General features: G+C 44.4%; 4 protein-coding genes. 3 read left to right on the top strand and 1 reads right to left on the bottom strand.

Translation table 11 applies throughout. The features are described 5' to 3' along the window. The first annotated feature begins 143 nt into the window (after positions 1-143). Positions 144-521, top strand: a complete 378-nt coding sequence (locus CHU_RS16735) for a hypothetical protein (protein ID WP_011586786.1) — start codon at positions 144-146, stop codon at positions 519-521. A 529-nt stretch (positions 522-1,050) separates the two neighbouring features. Here CHU_RS16735 and CHU_RS19630 read toward each other — a convergent pair. Then, complete coding sequence (locus CHU_RS19630) at positions 1,051-1,209, bottom strand: hypothetical protein (protein WP_011586785.1); 159 nt, start codon at positions 1,207-1,209, stop codon at positions 1,051-1,053. Positions 1,210-1,989: 780 nt separating this feature from the next. On the opposite strand from CHU_RS19630, the gene CHU_RS16725 reads away from it, so the two are divergent. Together CHU_RS16725 and CHU_RS19035 are read left to right on the top strand one after the other, a co-directional pair. Next, complete coding sequence (locus CHU_RS16725) at positions 1,990-10,413, top strand: glycosyl hydrolase family 8 (RefSeq protein WP_011586782.1); 8,424 nt, start codon at positions 1,990-1,992, stop codon at positions 10,411-10,413. 93 nt (positions 10,414-10,506) lie between these two features. Further along, a complete protein-coding gene (locus tag CHU_RS19035) occupies positions 10,507-18,774 on the top strand; it encodes a glycosyl hydrolase family 8 (RefSeq protein WP_177254190.1) in 8,268 nt (2,755 codons plus the stop codon). Positions 18,775-18,863: the final 89 nt, after the last annotated feature.

Genomic DNA, 18,863 nt, shown 5'->3' with positions numbered 1-18,863 from the left:
TATAATGAAGTAATCTTTTGAAGACAAATTTTCTTTAATCATAAGCTATTATATTGAGCTTCTATTCGGCCAACCAGTTTTTCTGTAACTTTGTTAGAAAGGATCGTTATACAAGTATCGAACTTCAATAAGTAATTAACATTATGGAATTGCAAAAAGACATGATAGCAAATGCTCTTTATGAGGAAACTCATAGAGCAAATATTGATTTTGATCAGGGTACTATAGAAATATATGTACATCCAGCAAATAGTTTTGCTATTTTATCGATTTGGATGCTGTATGATATAAATAATCAGGTTACAAATGTTGTATTTTTTAAAAGCATCCGTGATTACCTGAAGTCTTATTTTAAATACAACGCTTCTCTTCGCATTGCAAATAAATTAGTATTAGAAGTTAAAGGTGGGAAAGTAATTAATATTACACCATCCTGGGATGAATCTATTGTTGATCAATTTTATAATAATCTGCCTGCAAGTAAACGAAGGAATCATATTGGTTGGTATGATAAAGATTAAGAGCGCTGAAGCATAAGTTAGCAGATACTCTATTTAATCTCCTTTTGGTATGCCTTGACTAGCAAATTTCAACCATGTTTGTCTTTTGACAGAGATCGCTGCCATATGATAAATTGCATCTACGTGCAGAATTTTTTACTGAACCTTCAGCACTTTTCGCATACCATAACCCAGGTGTTGTGTTTTTCTGTCCAAAAGCCAATTACTAGTATTGCGACATTGGGTATGTGATTCCAACAAGGGGCAACTCATGTGCATCACACCACAGTATTCTTTCAGCTTGCTGCAAAAAAGAACTGACACCAACAGCCCAAGAAATTCAACTTTCTCCTATGTTATCTTCGTGGGGTCATTAAACAATTTCCAATGTTATGTTTTTAAAATATTCTACACCATGATCATAAAAATTGAAGTGTAAACCTAAATATAAAATTTATGTATTAAATACGGTTTCTAACAAAACCTATTAAATTTTAGTTTATTCATTTTTAGTATTTTAAATAGTTAAAAGTATGTTATAAATATGGTTTTATAGATTTGAAATAAATGCATTTTCAGCTTCGTAGAAATCTAATTTTAACAGGATCAGGAATACAAATTCCAATTTCAAGGAATGTTCCAGTCTGAATAATACATAGAAACCGATAATGTTCTGGTAATGAACATATTTGTTTTTATTATATACCATATCATTTCTCTGGAGTTCGCTAATTTCCGCGCAATTTCACCTAAAAAATATGTTATTACGGCTTCATAGGACATATTATTGTCATCAAGACATTTATAATTAGATTAATGTATAACAAATAACTATGCTTTCTGAATTTTATACAATTCGTTTTTTACGCCAATCATTCAGGCGTTTTGAATACATCATATTTTGGAGATCTTAACTAATCATATTTTGTTTAACCGGTTCGGTTTAAAATACCCACTGTAAAAAATCAAAACAGCTTTTATGAATGCATACATACCAATCCGGATTATAGGGCAATATATAGGAGGGAGCTTAGCAATTGCAGGCAGAGCCAAAATGGATACATGCTCAGGCATAAATTCCTTTCTGTTTTTCTTAAGAAATATTGCAAAAGTTATAAAACTACTTTTAAAACAATTATATAAAACGTTTGTGTTTTTGGTAGAAAAAAATTTTCAAATACGGTCAAAAATTTTTCAACTTAGACAAAATGCGCTTAAGGATGTGGTAGCAGAACTAAATATACAGTGGTATTAAATCAGTAACCTAAAAATTGATAAAGGGTATTATTTCAATAAAAATTTAATTTTTATGTGGTATTAACCTATTTGAAAGTTTTTTTTAAAATAGCGTAAAATCACAAGTTACTTTTGGTTCGCCTGAACGTATTTATTAAAATAAAGTTGTAATTTAGGTAATGAAATTTATCATTATTACAATAAGAAATTGAAATAAATTTATATAAAAATTCAGCACAATTAAAATTTTAGTATGACCGGCATATTTAAAAGCTTTAAAAAATCCAACTTTACATATCTTACCAGGATTGTATTTTCTGTTTTATTAGTTGTGACGGTTGGGTTCCATTCAACTCTTTTTGCGCAAACCTGGCCAGGTGATACGATTCATGTACAGATAAACACTGATAATCCCCAATTTCCTTTTCCTCAATTTTTAGAATATGAGCAAGGCAAGTCACTGGCAGCTAACAACGCCGTAGGGGTAACCCATGCGGACATGGAAAAAGCAATGCGTGAAGCATACCAGATTATGATGCGCAGGGCGCTTAAAGTTCCCGGGAAAGTGTTAAATGGTGTACAATACATGCAGTTTAACAACAATACCGTTCCGCAGAATTATGGAACCTTCGTTTCAGAAGGGGATGGATATGCCATGCTGGCAGCTGCGTATTTTGCTGACAGACCAACGTTTGATGGTTTATGGGCCTGGGTACACGACAATCGTTTAAGTGCGGTTAAGAAATATTATGATTGTGCGCCGTTGCGGCCTACATATACATATGGTGCTGGTTTTGCCGGCTGGGATTGTGTTGAAACGACCAATATTTCAAGTACAGGCATCAACTCTGCTGGTGACGGCGATGTAGATATTGCAATGGCATTACTGATTGCAGCTAAGCAATGGCCCGGTTTGGGTATAAATGATGGTTGCGGAAATCTTCATACATATAATGAGGAAGCTTTAAAAATGATTAAGGTAATGGTTGATACCTTGTATTATTCTGTAAGTCCGTTAGGAGCTCAAGCCGGGGGAAAAGGATATTTATCGGGAATTGTTGGGGTTGATGGCTATATTAAAAGTGGCAACACCTGGGGTGAAGTTACGAACTGGCGCTATTCAGCAGCCAATACAATTTATCCGTGGGCTAAAACGAAGCCCGATCCCATTCAGGTGAACAGCAAATACGTAGATTATAATGCACCGGCATATTTTGAAGAATTTGCAAAGTTTCTGGCTGCGAACGGAGGTACCCCGTGGGAGATCAATCAATGTTACCGCTGTGCTGCCTCCGGTGATTGGACAATAAAGCAGATGTATGATAAGGGAATGATTGCCAGTGCAGGGAATTATACGCTTAGTGATGACGGAGCTACATCAACCTTCGGGCCGTTTTCTGCAGGAGAAGATTTCAGGATGGCGTGGCGTACCATATTAAACTACGTATGGCACGGAAACCCGACAACAACATGGAACCCTGTTACGCACCAAACAACTGCTGCAGGAAATACCTTCGAATATGATATGGCAGTACGCCATAAAGAATTTTTGAAATTCCCGAATGCACTTCCAAGCAGTTCGGCAAATGCGTTTTGCAGCAAGCTTGGCGCTTCTCCGGATCCGGGACAGCCCAATTGGAAAGGGGTGGCTCAGATAAAACAACAATATGCTCCAAACGGAACGGTATTGGCAAATTATGGTGTGAACTGGATGGCGGGATGCGGCATGTCGGCTGCCGTAGCTTCAGGAGATCTGGATCTCACAGCAGAATTATACAGACAATGCGAATTGAGCTGGGATGACCAAAGCGGTTTAGCAAAAATGCCTTCAGATTATTTGCGCTATATAGGTAGTACTCCTAAATATTTCCATGGATGGTTTAGAACCTTAGGAATGCTTACAGCTTCCGGGAACCTGCATGCACCGGAAGATATGGTTGCAGCTGCAAACATGAAGGTTTATATGAGTGTAGACAAAACATTTGCCTATGAAGGTGACATATTAAATTATGAAGTAAGCTATCGGAATTATGGTGCTGTAACTGCAACCGGAGTAACGATTACAACGAATGTAGATCCGAATTATACCATTGTATCGGCAACCGGAGGCATCGTTTCAGGCAATACAATTACCTGGTCTATCGGTACCGTTGCTGGTTTTAAGACTAATGGTTTAGCAGCAACAAAAGGGGTGAGAACATTTGTTGTAAAAGTAAAACCACTTGCTGCTGCTACAGTAGCTTGCCTTACAAGTACGGTGACTTCTGCAAATGCACCCGCATGGACAAGCAACGAATATCCCAATAATGCTTCCTATACCATGGAGCGTAACTGTGTGGATCTGTTGAAAGATCGTGTATTAGCGATTGAAAAAACGACAGACAGAACGGTAATGAACCCGGGTGATATTGTAAACTTCACGTTGAATTTTGAAAACAAAACAGGGTCTAACTTATGGTTAAATGGAGGAAGAGACCGTGTAATACTATCGTATGCAAATTATGACGGTGGTACAGGCTTTTATCAGTTTTACAGAATCTGGCATACAGCACAGGAAGCGTACATCAATTTAGGAAATTACAGAGTGTCGTATTTTATGAATGATGCGGCCGCAATAGGTAAATACGATGCAGCGACAAATCCAACGGGTTGGGATACATACGTAGATAATCAAAACGATTTAAATAAATACGGATACAATCCATTGACGCTTCCGGTTAATCAGCAGTTAAAGTTTACCTACCAGCGGATTCCATGGGGATCAGATGCAAATGGTGCATGGAACCAGCGGATAATAACCCAGTTTGCGAACGTGCTTTCTGCTCCATCCACACACATCTTTGATAAACTGGATAGCGAATACTTAATTCATAAAGGGGTTACAGGTCCCGGCTTTACCCGTACCCGTTTTGAATCCAAACCATCTTCTACACTGGCACCCCGAATAGCTGATGACTGGTCTTTTGATCCCGCAGCAAGCAGCGGCTCTCTGGATGGTCAGGGAAAATATTTCTTCCCCGTTACTCCTTCGTATACAAATGCTGCAACGGTTCCCAGATTTGCTCCCGTTTTGGTAGACAACTACAGCAAGGATGCCTGCGGCGGACCCGTTCAGAATTTTTCAAAAGTATTGTTTGAGGAATTTGATGGATATACCTGGAGACGTATTGCAGGAAATGGTCCGTTACCGGGAAGAGAAACATATAATGTTGTCGTAACAGATTCTATTCCGATTGAATTGGCATGGAGTGCATTTACAGATGACAATGCGGTTGGTGTAACGGCAACCTATACACCGTTAACAGGAAATCCTAAATTCTCGGGTTATGTAAAGTGGTCCATACCGGTAATGCTTACGGGTGAAAAAGGTAATTTGTCCTATAAGACGATTGCAAAATCTCCCTGCGCGGAAAAAACATTTATCAATGCAGGCTGGATCTGGTCGGATGTAGACTCTCCGGATTCTTCTGCAGTACATTTAAAACTTACCTGTAATCCCGTTCCTCCTACGCCTCCTATTGAAACGTCTTTGGTTAAAACAGCTAACACAGCAAATGCAATTGTTGGTGATGTTGTTACTTATACATTAACCTTTACAAATAAAGACGGATCAACTGCATCGTGGGCCGGAGCAAGTACGGCTGCAGCAGATTGGCAGACATTGGGAACAGGTGTTACCATGCCTAAATTAAACGGAACGGTTATTTCTCTGGATCAGAATGGCGGCAATAATGCTCCGGGAGCAAATGGCTACTCGTTTGGTCCGAAGAAAGCACATGGTGTGAATGGCTGGATGGAAGCTACCATAGCAGCGACAAACTCCAGTAACTTATCTTTCCTGTATCGGTACCAATCACCAACTCAAAATATCAGACTTGAAGTATCTCCCAATATCGGAGGAAATAATAACATTGCTTTTTATGTGTATATAAATGGCAGTGCAACGCCTTTTGTTTCACTAACGGGACTGGCATTTCCAGGCAGCTCCAGTGCGATCAAGATCAGAACCCAATTACTGGATGATAAATTATACATCTGGGTGAATGATTTCAGCGGGGCTCCGTTAAAAGTAATTTCAGGCATTACTCAGCTGGGTGCAGGCTTTGCAGGTATATACGGGAACGGTTCGCAGCAAGCACTTTCCGCCTATACGGCACATTTTGATTCGGCATTTGATTTAAGCATTTCTGACCCTGTGCCTGCACAGTTGAATACGATTACAAATATTTCCCATACAGGTGTATTAACCGGTTCTGCCATCACATGGCCAACTGTTCCGGGTCCGATTTTAGCCAATGCGGTTATTGTACGCACATTTGATGCAACAGTAAATACCTGTGCAGATTTTATCACAAACATTGGTAAAGCCAGTGTATATGGTGTGACAAATATTCAGTCGCAATATGTTATTATATGCGGAGCAACAACGCCGCCTTGTACACCTCCAACAACACCTGTAATAACGGCTGATCAAACGATCTGTACGGGTACCGCACCTGCACAGATCGGGGGGGCAGCATTGGCAGGAGGTTCTTCAACAGGAACAATAAGCTACATCTGGGAAATGTCAGCGAACGGAACAACCGGCTGGACAGCTGTAACCGGCGCAACGCTTAAAGATTACACTCCAGGTAGTTTAACTGCGGATGCCTATTACAGAAGACTTGATTTAAAAGGGGGTTGTACATCGCTTCCATCAAACGTTATAAAAATTACAGTTACCCCGGCAGTTATCGTTGGTACGATTGGAGCAGATCAGACAATCTGTGCAGGATCAACACCTGCAGCGTTAACAGGTACTGCAAGTACAGGCGGCGTACCGGTTAAAAATTATAAATGGCAGCGTTCTTCAACAGGCACAGCTCCATGGACACAAGTAGCAGCGTACAGTACTACCGGTACTGGTTTTGCTCCGGGTGCATTAACTGCAGATACGTATTATAGAAGAATAGATTCATCCGGCGCATGCCCCGGAATTGCTGCAGATACAATTAAAATTACAGTTACGCCTACAGTTACAGCGGGAACAATCTCGCTGGCACAGACAATCTGTTCAGGAGCAACACCTGCCGCATTAACAGGAACGGTAAGTACCGGCGGAGTGACGGTTAAAAACTATAAATGGCAGAGCTCGGCTACAGGAGCTGCACCATGGACAGAGGTAGCGGCATACAGTACAACAGGTACTGGCTTTGTACCGGGAGCGCTGACAACAACAACTTCTTACAGAAGAATAGATTCATCCGGCTTTTGTACGGCTGTTACGAACATCGTTACAATTACCGTAACATCGCCTACCATAGCTGGTACGATCTCAACCAACGAGACCCTCTGTTCAGGTTTCATACCAACAGCATTCACCGGAACAGCCAGTACAGGTGGTACTGCAACCAGAAACTACAAGTGGCAGGGTTCTGCTACTTCAGCAACAGGCCCATGGACGGATATAGGAGCATACAGCACAACAGCAACAGGTTATGCACCTGGTGCCTTGACAGCAACAACGTATTACAGACGTATAGACTCATCAGGTGCCTGCGCAGGCATACCTACAAACGTTATTACCATCACCGTTGACCCTGCGGTAACAGCAGCTGTTATTACGGCAGATCAGTCCGTGTGTGCAGGAGAAACTCCGGCTCAGATCGGTGGACCGGTAGCAGCGGGTGGATCACCAACAGCAACGGCAACATATCTGTGGGAGTATTCAACAACATCAGCCATTGCAGGATTCAGTTCAATCTCAGGTGCAACCTTAAAAGATTATACACCGGCCGCGTTAACCGTTGATACCTGGTACAGACGCATAGATAAAAAAGGCATATGTGCGAATATAGAATCCAATGTAGTTAAGATCTCTATCGTAGCCAGTGCTGCGGCAACAGTAGTGCTTACAGCAGCACCAACCGGTACGATCTGCGCCGGCACAAGCGTAACCTTTACAGCGAGTCCGGGCAACGGAGGTACCGCACCGACCTATGAGTGGTTTATAAAAAAGACCACAGATGCGGCACCTGTAAGCCAGGGGGCAGCGAGCTCTGCAGCAGGGGCCGATGAGTTCACGCGTTCCAACCTTGGAAACGGCGATGAAGTAAGCGTTCGTATGGTAAGTAACTCCGGCTGCGTAGTTGCTCCGGGTATAGCCAATTCGAATGTGATCACGATGACAGTTACACCGATCCCTGCCCCGTCGGTATCGTTATCAGCCAACAAGAGCACGTTATGTCCATCCGAGACCATTATTTATACAGCCGTTCCGACAGCAGGGGGTGCCGCACCTACCTATGTATGGAAAAATAACGGCACAGTCATTACAGGCCAGTCGGGCTCAACGCTGACAACCACAGGTACAGCGATCGGCACACCAAACTCCATTACGGTAGAAATGGTAAGCAATGCGCCATGCGCGCCTGCAACCCCGGCCGTCTCCACACCGGTAGCCGTAACGGTTACCCCTGTACCGACCTTATCGGTAAGCATCGCAGCAGATAAGACCACGATCTGTTCAGGTAATGCGGTTCAGTTTACCGCTAGCGCAACGGGTTCAGGCTCCACACCAGCGCCAACCTATGAGTGGTTCATCGGAGCGGCAGGTTCAGAAACCAGCCAGGGAGCAGGTTCCACCACGGCGAACCCGTACAGCACAACATCGTTAACGACCACAGCAGCGTTAAGCCCTCAGACCTACAGCATTTATGTAAGAGCGACCAGCAATGCAACCTGCGCGAGCACCACTCCGGCACAGTCCGCAGCGGTCACTGTTACGGTAAATGCCGGAGTTGGCGCGGGAACAATCACAACAACGTTATTAACGATCTGCAACAACACCGTTCCCGGTGCGATTACTGAAGCAAGCGCTGCCAGCGGAGGCACTTCCCCGACCTATACGTGGGAAGAATCCATTGACAACGGGGCCTGGGGCCCTGCCACAGGCACTGTAAGCGGTACGGGCTTTACACCGAGCGGCGCCAAAACAGGCACCAAAGTATCCTACAGAAGAATTGTAACCTATACAAGCATCCCGGCTCCATGCAACACAGCCATGAGCAACATTATCGACATCACGGTTAACCCTGCTTTAGTGGCCGGCGTTATCCAGGATGATCAGATAATCTGTTCAGGATTGGTTCCGGCAGCGCTTACCCAGGTAAGCGCGCCAACAGGCGGTACAGGCAGCTATACCTACCAGTGGCAGAGCAGCAGCACAGGCACAGCCGGTTCGTTCAGCAATATTGGCGGAGCCACCACATCTGGCTATGCACCGGGCGCATTAACGGCAACCACCTACTACCAGCGCGTGGAAACGTCCGGCACATGCGGGAGTGTCACCGGCAATATGGTAACCATCACCGTATCGACCCCCGAAGTAGTAACAGCCCAGATCAACGATCCGGGTCAGGTATGCGAGGGTTCAGTGCCGATGGTGTTTACGGCCACCACAACGGGATCCGGTACCTTAACGTATGCCTGGACACTTGACGGAGCACCGGTAGGCACCAACAGCAGTACATACAGCTATAACCCAACCACAGCATCCGATGCAGGCAAAAAAGTAAAAGTAGTTGTAACGACCTCAATCGGCTGTAATGCCGGTCCTGGTATCTCCAATGAAGTAGCCCTGAATATTGTTGTATCAAGCATGCCTTCGGTAAGCATCACGGGAGCGCCTGCGGTACAGTGTTCCGGTTTACCGGTCCGCTTTACGGTAAGCAATACCACAGCCGGTGGCAACAATCCGACCTACCAGTGGTTCATCGAATCACAGGCAGGTGTAGCCACCGCAGTAAGCGGGGCAACCAATACAAGCTTTACCAGCACAGGCTTAACTGCCGGGGATAAGGTGTATGTGGAACTTACTTCCAATCTTGGCTGCGCACTGGGTACCAACCCGCACGCTTCCAATAAGATCGCACCAGCGATCCTTGCTACACCGGCTCCGGTGATCAATGAGACACCGCTTCCGATCTGCAGCCCGGAAGGGTTTGAGTTCACCGCTGTAGTAGGAAGTGCAACGCCTCCAAATACGCTGCAGTGGTATAAGGATGGCGTAGCGATAAGCGGAGCAACCACAAGCATCTATAAAGCCTTTGAAAGCGGACTTTATTCGATAGAGGAAAGCAATGCAGCGTGCGGCACGATCTCCACGGAAGTACCGCTTACCGTAATCCAGACGCCGGTAGCCAATGCGGGTTCAGATATCACGGTAAAAGAAGGAGAGCAGGTAACGCTGAACGGCAGCGGGGGAGTAATCTACAGCTGGAGCCCGGATACGGGTCTTGATGATGCCAGTTCAGCCACTCCGAAGTTAACAGCTGATAAGACAATCATGTATATCTTAACGGTTCGTGATGCCACAGGCCAGTGCCATGATGATGATGAAGTAATGGTGTTTGTGGAGCGTCCGATCAAGGTACCCAATGTAATAACAGTAAACGGGGATGGAGTGAACGATACCTGGGAGATTGAGAACATCGAGAGCTTCCCCAATGCCGAGTTCCTGATCTACAACCGCTGGGGGAACCTGGTGTGGAAGAGCACAGGGTATCCCAAGGAGTGGGATGCGACCAACTTCCGCAACGGGGAAGTATTGCCTGACGGTACCTACTTCTACATCATCGACCTGCACAGTACCATTTATACAGAAGCATACACCGGGTATATACAGGTTGTGAAATAGGTGTATGTAATAAAATAAAATTAATTACTAAAAGAAAATTCAATGCAAAGAAGTGGTTATATAAAAGGTTTGTATCTGATAATATTTGTATTCGTGACAGTGCTTTCAAAAGCACAGGTTACGGTACAGATCAATTCCGGAAATCCGAATTTTCCATTTCCGCAGTTTTTATCGTACGATTTTGAAGGCAGCCACTCGTTAGGAAACTTAGCGACAACAAATGCTCCGGGTGTGGTACATGCGGAGATGGAAAAAATCATGCGTGAAGCCTGGCAGATTGAAGCAAACAGATATGAATATACAGGCGAATCGTGGCAGGGAGTTAATTATATTCTTTCAAACATCGGTTGTCCGTATGACTGTTCAGAAGGTGCCGGTTATGCAATGATTGCGGCTGCCTATATGGGTGATAAAACCACGTTTGACGGGATCTGGATGCGTGAACATGATATACGAAGAGTATTACATCCTAATTACAGAACAGGAGCGATTATTCGTGCAGGATATCAGTATGGAAAAAATGCGCTTGCAGAGCCGGGCGGTGACGCGGCAACGGATGGTGATGTAGATATTGCATTGGGTCTGTTAATGGCCTGGAAACAATGGGGAGACAACTCCGGTTATACGGCTGCGAATGGTACACCGATCAGCTATAAGGATGAAGCGCTTGGCGTTATCAGAGGTCTTGTGGAACGCGAGAACAGAGGATTCATGTCCGGTAGTGTTGCGGATTGCAGAAGTGTTTCCGGTAACGTAGGTTTTGATGGATATTTAAAAAATGGAAATACCTGGCTTGAGACAACAAATTTTGGCAGCGGAGATCCGTTGTGGTGTCCGGAGTTTGCAGGACCTACGCAATTACATATTGATTACGCCGCACCGGCATATTTTTATTCGTTTAGAAATGTAATGAGCGCTGAAGCGTTAGATCCCTGGGAGATCAACCAGATGTATCGTGCTGAGGCATCCAGCGACTGGATCATGGGTAAGCTGCTGGACAATCCTGCAGGGGTACCGCATGCAGGATGGGCCGCTGTAAATGGCAGCAATGTTACGTTTTCAAGTTTTAATCTAGGAGAAGATTTCCGGGCAGCCTGGAGAACCATATTAAATTATGTATGGCATGGAGATCCGGATTATACCTGGGACCCTGTTACACATACTGTACAGGCAGGTGTGCCGAATTCATTTGAACAGCTGATCGGAAAAAGATTTTCCGGTTTTGTGAAAGATCAGCGCCAGGCACCCTGGGGTAATCCATGTAAGGACCTGGGCGGCGGCCCGGATCTGACGTATACAGGACCGCCCATAACCAGTGTTCAGTATGATCCGAATACAGGAGATGAATTATTTCCATTACCGATCAACTGGGGCATGGCCACATCGGCTCCATCAACCATTGCTGCCCAGGATTATGAGGTGATGGGTGATATGTTCCGGCAATGTGCCATTGAATGGGATATCACAGATGCCGGTGACCGCTACTTAACATCAAAGCCTGTTTATTTCCATGGATTCTTTCGTTTACTGGGTATGTTGATCCTGTCTGGAAACTTTCAGGATCCACTCGTAGTAAAGCCAATTGCAAATATAAAAATTTACCGTGCAGTAGATAAGACGTACGGGGCAACAGGCGACCAGTTTCAATTTACATTGTCGTATAGAAACTATGGAAAGTTAGCTGCTACAGGTGTTACAATCGTTGAAACACTTCCGGATGATTTCGATTATGTACCTGGTTCTGCTTCCAATGGCGGTTCATACAATGCCGGTACGCATTCCATAACCTGGAACGTAGGTTCGGTATCTGGCTTCTCTACTGCAGGTGGAATCACGCCTACACAAGGGATAAGAACCTACAGCCTAAAAGCAAAAGAAGAGGCAGAAGGCAGATATTGTGCGACGGCTACGATCACGGCTACAAATAGTAAAAGCTGGACGACAAATGAATATCCGAATAATGTTACCGAAGTGATGGAACGCAACTGTATTGACATTGTAAAGCGTGCATTACTGATTGATAAATCCGTGAATTATTCCAAGGTGCAGAATAATACAGAAGTAAAATTTAAAATTGATTTTGAAAACTCTTCTACAGCAGGCTGGATCAACGGAGGCCGTCCAAATGTTTTTTTCTCGTATGCACAGGGTACCTATGGTGCTAATGGTGATACACGCGGCATAAAAATCCGTTTGTTCCATGGTGCTGCGGAGCCTTATATCAATTACAAGAATTACCGGATCTCCGCATTTTTAAATGACAACAGCTATACGTGTGTGAGTGGTGTTGGGCCATGTACAGCGGGCTGGGCGCTGCGGAATACAATTTATGAAGGTGGTGCGGCCACAGGCGTAACATTTACGCAGGAGTCGATTACCCCCGGACAGGATGCACGTGGAAAATGGAATCAGCGTGTGATTATTCAGTTTGCAAACCAGATTGCTACCACCACCCCACAGCTTTCTGCCATGTATGGCACGGCTGCTCGGATACACCAGGGGGGAACGGAACCACTCCGTGCCGTGTGGGATCTGTATACATCCAATTATGGTTCCATAGATTGGTCGGATGACTGGTCGTGGGATGCAGCCGCACAGGCGCCCGATGGAGATAAGTATTTCCCTGTTACAAACGATTGGACAGATCCACATAATTTAAATATTCCTGTTACATCCTGGCATAAAGATGCCTGCGAAGTAGCTACAAAAACAGTAGACAATGTTCTTATTGAAGAGTGGGATGGATATACCTGGAGAAGGATATATGGTAACGGACCGCTTCCCGGCCGGGATGTTGAAAATGTTGTTGTCCGGGATACACTTCCCCTGGGTCTTACCTGGAATGGCTGGATTCAGCAAACTACCTTAGGTGTTACAGCAACCTACAATCCTGCAAACAGGGTTATTACCTGGACAATTCCAAAATTACAGGTCGGTCAAAAAGGCTCACTGGAATATAAAGCGATCGCAGCATTTACTACTCCGGGTGTATGCCCGAAGGCCGATCAGACACATATCAACCCGGCATGGATAGAGGGTTTGGGTGAATCTAAAAAAAGAGATACTGCCCGGGTAACAGTAACATGCGATGATGTGATATTACCTCCCGTACCAACAACAATGACTAAGACTGCTGATAAGGCAGCCTACGTTGTTGGTGATCCGATCAATTATAGCATTGAATATGAGCAGACACATGGAGCAATCATTGATGCTTCCATGAGTAATGCTGCCGAATGGGATCAATACGGCGGAACCTGGGGTTTCGGAACAAAAATTTCAAATACGACAACCAATGGTACCGGAACCATGCTGGTTCATAAAAGGGCTCATGGAACAAACGGCACCATTACAGGTACACTTGAACTGGCACCATTCTCAATTTTTTCCATTGCATTACGGCAAAGCGGAAGCACCATTGCCAGTGGTTCCTACGTTTCATTTAAAGTAAATCCGGGAGCCGGTGATCTGGAAATTAATGTATGGAACGGCACTACTGCCTTATTTACATTACCTCAAAAATTCGGATATCCCGGATCACCACAGAATTTTAAAATTGTATTAAATGGCAATCAATTGAATTTATGGGTGGGAAGTTTAACCGGTGCGCCATTGCTTACTGTAACCGGCATAACGGTGAAGGCAGGATATATAGGCTTTTTAAACGGAAGTCCTGCTAACCAGGAAACATACAATAGCCACAGCGTTGTTTCCCTGCATTCTGAAATGGATTCAGCCTATGACATCATAATCTCCGATCCGGTGCCAGCCGGGATAACATATGGCACATCTTCAAACAGCGGTACTAATACAGCCGGCACAATCAGCTGGCCGGTTATTGCAGGGCCTGTTTTATATGGTACAGTTATAACAAGAACATGGACAGGAACAGTTGCCACGTGTTCGGCAACCGGTAAGATTGTTAATAATGCATATGCGAATATGCTTGGGCAGGCAACGAATTCAATTGCAGCTCAGTCAATCGTTACCTGCAGCGGTACAAGTGTTTCCTGTACACCTCCAGCAACAGTTACCGTTTCTACAACAACACCTGCCTTATGCAGAGGCAGTGCATTAACTATAAAGGGAACAGCAACTCCGGCAAACGCCAATTATTTTTATACCTGGTACAGGAATGGAATCGCAGTTACTGCTGCAAGTAAAACATATGCGGATTACGTTAAAGCGGTTACTGTTGCAGCTGATTCAGGAACGTATACATTACGTGTAGAAGATGGAAATACCGGCACAACAACGTGTTTCAAAGAAAACAGCATTCGGGTACGCATTGATACAGCAGCTGTTGCAGGTATAATTTCAGCAAGCCAGGAAATATGCCTGGGCACAGCAGCAGCAGCCTTAACCGGTACAGCAAGTACAGGAGCGATAGCTGTTAAAAATTATAAATGGCAGCGCTCCGCCGTTTCCGGAACCGGTCCGTGGACAGACGTTGCTCCGTTCAGCATTACGGCTACCGGACTAACAATAGGCTCGCCTACAGCAACCACGTATTACAGAAGAATAGATTCATCCGGTGTATGTGCAAATGCCGTAACGAATGTAGATACCATCCGGGTAAATAATACTCCTAACATAACCAGTATACAGCCGATTCTCAGAGATACACTATGTATTGGGGAGAATTTCAATCTGTCTGCGGCCATTAACCTGGCAGATTCCACCGGAGCGCGTGCTTCTAAAAACGGCGGATATTATTTTACCTGGCAGCACTACCGGGACGGTGCATTAATCACAACAAGCGGGCCGTTGCCTTATAAAAATTTCCTGGCAGCAACCAGGGCAGCAGTACTTACCGACTCTGGTATGTATTACCTCATTGTTCAGGATGGAAAGCTTGCAAAAAAATGCATGGATACCATATCGGTACGCATTGTAATCAATCAGGGCATTGCTAAAAAAGCAATCATTGAAAAGCATCAGGAAATCTGTAAAGGTGATGCGGCAGCTGTTTTAACAGAAGTTGCACCCGCTGCAAATTATGCCGGTACCATTATAGCACAGCAATGGTATACAACCAACGATACAACAGCTACACCAGCGTTAACAAAAATCAGCGGAGCAACGGGTGTTACCTATAATCCGGCATCTCCGGCAGTAACACAATATTATGTGCGTAAAGATTCAGTTAAATTCTGTCCGGCTGTAGCAACAAATTACATAAAGGTGCGCGTGAACAATTCGGTTGTAGCGGACACTATCATGCCGATCGAAAACGATACCTTATGCGAATCCATAGGAAGTATGTTTCAGTTAAAAGGAATTGTTGATAGTACCGGAAAGGCTTCGATAAATGGCGGTTATTATTTTACCTGGAAACATTATCGGGATGGATTATTACAGGAAACACGCGGTCCGGTGAAATATGAAGACTTCCCTGTAACGGCAAGGGCTGCGGTTGAAGCAGATTCCGGCACCTATTATTTAATTATTCAGGATGGTGCAGGAGCAACGGTTTGTATGGACACATTGAAAACGAAGGTTGTTGTTTATAAAAACTGTGTGGTTATACCGCCTGCGTGCAAAAAACCTGTTTCAGTTACAGCACAACTCGTGGGAGGAAATGATACCTTATGTACAGGTAATGCCCTGCACCTGGCAAAAGACATTATTGACACCTTGCCCGCTCCTCAGGATGGGTATTATTTCTCCTGGAGAAGAATCAATTCCCAGGGCAGTAGCGTTCTGTATGGACCATCTTTAACCTATGCCGATTTAACAATACCTGCAGTAGCACCTGCAGATTCCGGCACCTATTATTTAATTGTTCAGGATGGCTTAACAGCTCCTGCTGCCTGTACAACAACTTCTGCAGGTATAGCAATCGGTGTGCATACCCCAATCATAACACCTGCTGTTATTGCGGCTTCTGATACAATCTGTTCGGGAACAGTACCAGCAGTGTTCACAGAAACAGCAGCGGCAACAGGCGGAAGCGGAACACCATACAGACATCAGTGGTATGTGTCAACCGATAGTTTTAAAACCGTTGCGGGCACATCCATACTTATCGGATCAAATTTAAAAACGTATCAGGCGCCGGCACTGACAACTACTTCTTATTACATACGTATTGACTCAGCAGGTGTGTGTCCGAAAGTATCGACAAATATTATAACCATTCAGGTTGATGCACCAACCGTTGCAGGAACTGTAGGAAGAGATACCGTTGTATGTGCAGGCAGCCCGGTGTCTGAATTTAGAGAAAGTACACCGGCATCAGGAGGAACAGCTATATATACATATAAATGGCAGGAGTCCGGGGACAATACAACCTTCACCGATATAGCCGGAGCAACAGGCAGCACGTATCAATCACCGGACATATTTACAAGAACCTATTTCAGACGGATAGATTCTTCAGGTATATGCGCGGGAACACCAACAAATTCAATATTCGTAGACGTGGTAAACGGAGTAGATCCGGGACAGATAGCAGGGCCCACAACTACAATCTGTTACAATACGGCTCCGTTGACAGTTTTTAGTAATGTGGCTGCAGCAAGCAATGGCAGCGGAGGCCCGGGCTCGGAATCGTATCAATGGCAAAAATCTACAGACAATATATTCTGGACAGATATAAGTGGAGAGACAGGATTAACGTTTACCGAAAACAATCTGCTTACCGATACAACATACTACAGAAGGCGCGTGGGCATGGGGCCTGGCACCTGTGATACATCGTATACAAGTACGGTTGCTGTTAATGTATATGATCCGCTCACACCAGGTGTGCTTTCAGGGGATACAACTATTTGCAGCGGGAAATCGATTGCTGTTCTGGAAATTACTCCAGTGTCTGGCGGCGGTGAACCAAACAGCTTAACGTATGAATGGATTCAATCTACGGATAAAGGCATGAATTGGAGTGCAGCATCCGGTACAAACAATCAGGTATCTTACACAACGCCTGTATTAACAGATTCTATCTGGTATGCCCGTATTGTTACAACCGTTTGTAACATTGACACAACAAACATAGTACATGTGCATGTTGATTCAATCAATACAGTAAATATCGCCATGATGGATGCATCAACCTGTATTGGTTCAGATGTTACCTTTGCTCCTGTATTCAAGGGTGAAGGCACCGCTCCGGTTTTTGAATGGTTTACATCCGCTTCATCAGCCGGGCCATGGTCGCCGGTGACAGGGGCTGCTGCAGCATCTTACACAGTTGTTAATCCGCAGGTAACAGATAATGGCACGTATTACAAAGTACGTCTTAGCTCATCATTTGTTTGTAATTCAGGTACAGCCGAAAGCATTGTGCTGCTTACTGTTCAGGATGTTATTGAACCAAAGGTAGCAATCAGCTCAAGTCCTGCCGGTACCGTATGTGATACAATTACAAGCGTTACATATACGGCCGTACCTGTTCAGGGAGCAGGTGCGGTAACAACCTATCAATGGTACGACGGAATAACAAATACGCCTGTTCCATCTGAAACAAATCAGACCTATACACCAGCAGCGGCACCAGCAGCAGGTCAGCAGGTATATGTAGTTATGACCACAGATCTTGTTTGTGCAAGTCCTTCAACGGCAAGGTCGGAAACACTGCAGCTGGATATAATTCCAAAACCACGTCCGGACATCATAAATAATGATACCACCATTTGTACACCCTATGAAGTACGTTTAAAAATCAAAGGGAATACAGGCGGAACATTGCAATGGTATAAAGACGGTGCTGTTATTCCGGGTGCAACTACGACCCAGTACATTGTTCCTGTAAGTGATTTCCCGGGCGCGGAATATGTACTTGTTGAGGATAACGGAGCATGCAGCAGTTCGGATACGGTTGAAGTAATTATGTGGGAAAGCCCTACGGCAAATGCAGGCACAGACATATATGCAGTTGAAGGGGAAACCATTTCATTGAACGGATCTGTAAGCAGCAATGCAACCAACTATGTATGGATTCCGGCAGCATCTTTAAGTGATGCGTATGTGTTACAGCCATCCCTTACAGTACCGGCGCTTACTACCGTATATACCCTAGTGGCATATAATAATGGAAACGTTTGCTCCGGTTCAGATGCAGTAACCGTTATTGTAGAGAAGAAAATAAAAATTCCGAATGTTATAACCGTAAATGGGGATGGTGTAAATGATACCTGGGATATTGAAAACATACAGAATTTCCCCGATGCAGAGATTCTGATTTACAACCGTTGGGGGAATCTGGTCTGGAAAAGTGCCGGATATCCAAAACAATGGGATGCAACAAATTACAGAAACGGAGAAGTATTGCCCGATGGAACGTATTTTTACATCATAGACCTGCATACGGAAAGAGTAAAAGAAACTTTTTCAGGGTATATTCAGGTTGTAAAATAAGTTGTTGCAATACACATAGGATTAATCGAAGGAAGATTGGTAACGTGAAATGCCAAAAGTTACTTTTACATAAAAAAATGTATTAAGTA

Source organism: Cytophaga hutchinsonii ATCC 33406, from assembly GCF_000014145.1.
GTDB classification, from domain to species: domain Bacteria; phylum Bacteroidota; class Bacteroidia; order Cytophagales; family Cytophagaceae; genus Cytophaga; species Cytophaga hutchinsonii.
Note: the sequence above shows the minus strand (reverse complement) of the source record. Positions and strands in the feature narration are given on the sequence as shown.

Coding starts and splice junctions, on each gene's coding strand:
- CHU_RS16725 (WP_011586782.1), top strand. CDS start 1,990: ATGACCGGCATATTTAAAAGCTTTAAAAAATCCAACTTTACATATCTT.
- CHU_RS16735 (WP_011586786.1), top strand. CDS start 144: ATGGAATTGCAAAAAGACATGATAGCAAATGCTCTTTATGAGGAAACT.
- CHU_RS19630 (WP_011586785.1), bottom strand. CDS start 1,209: ATGGTATATAATAAAAACAAATATGTTCATTACCAGAACATTATCGGT.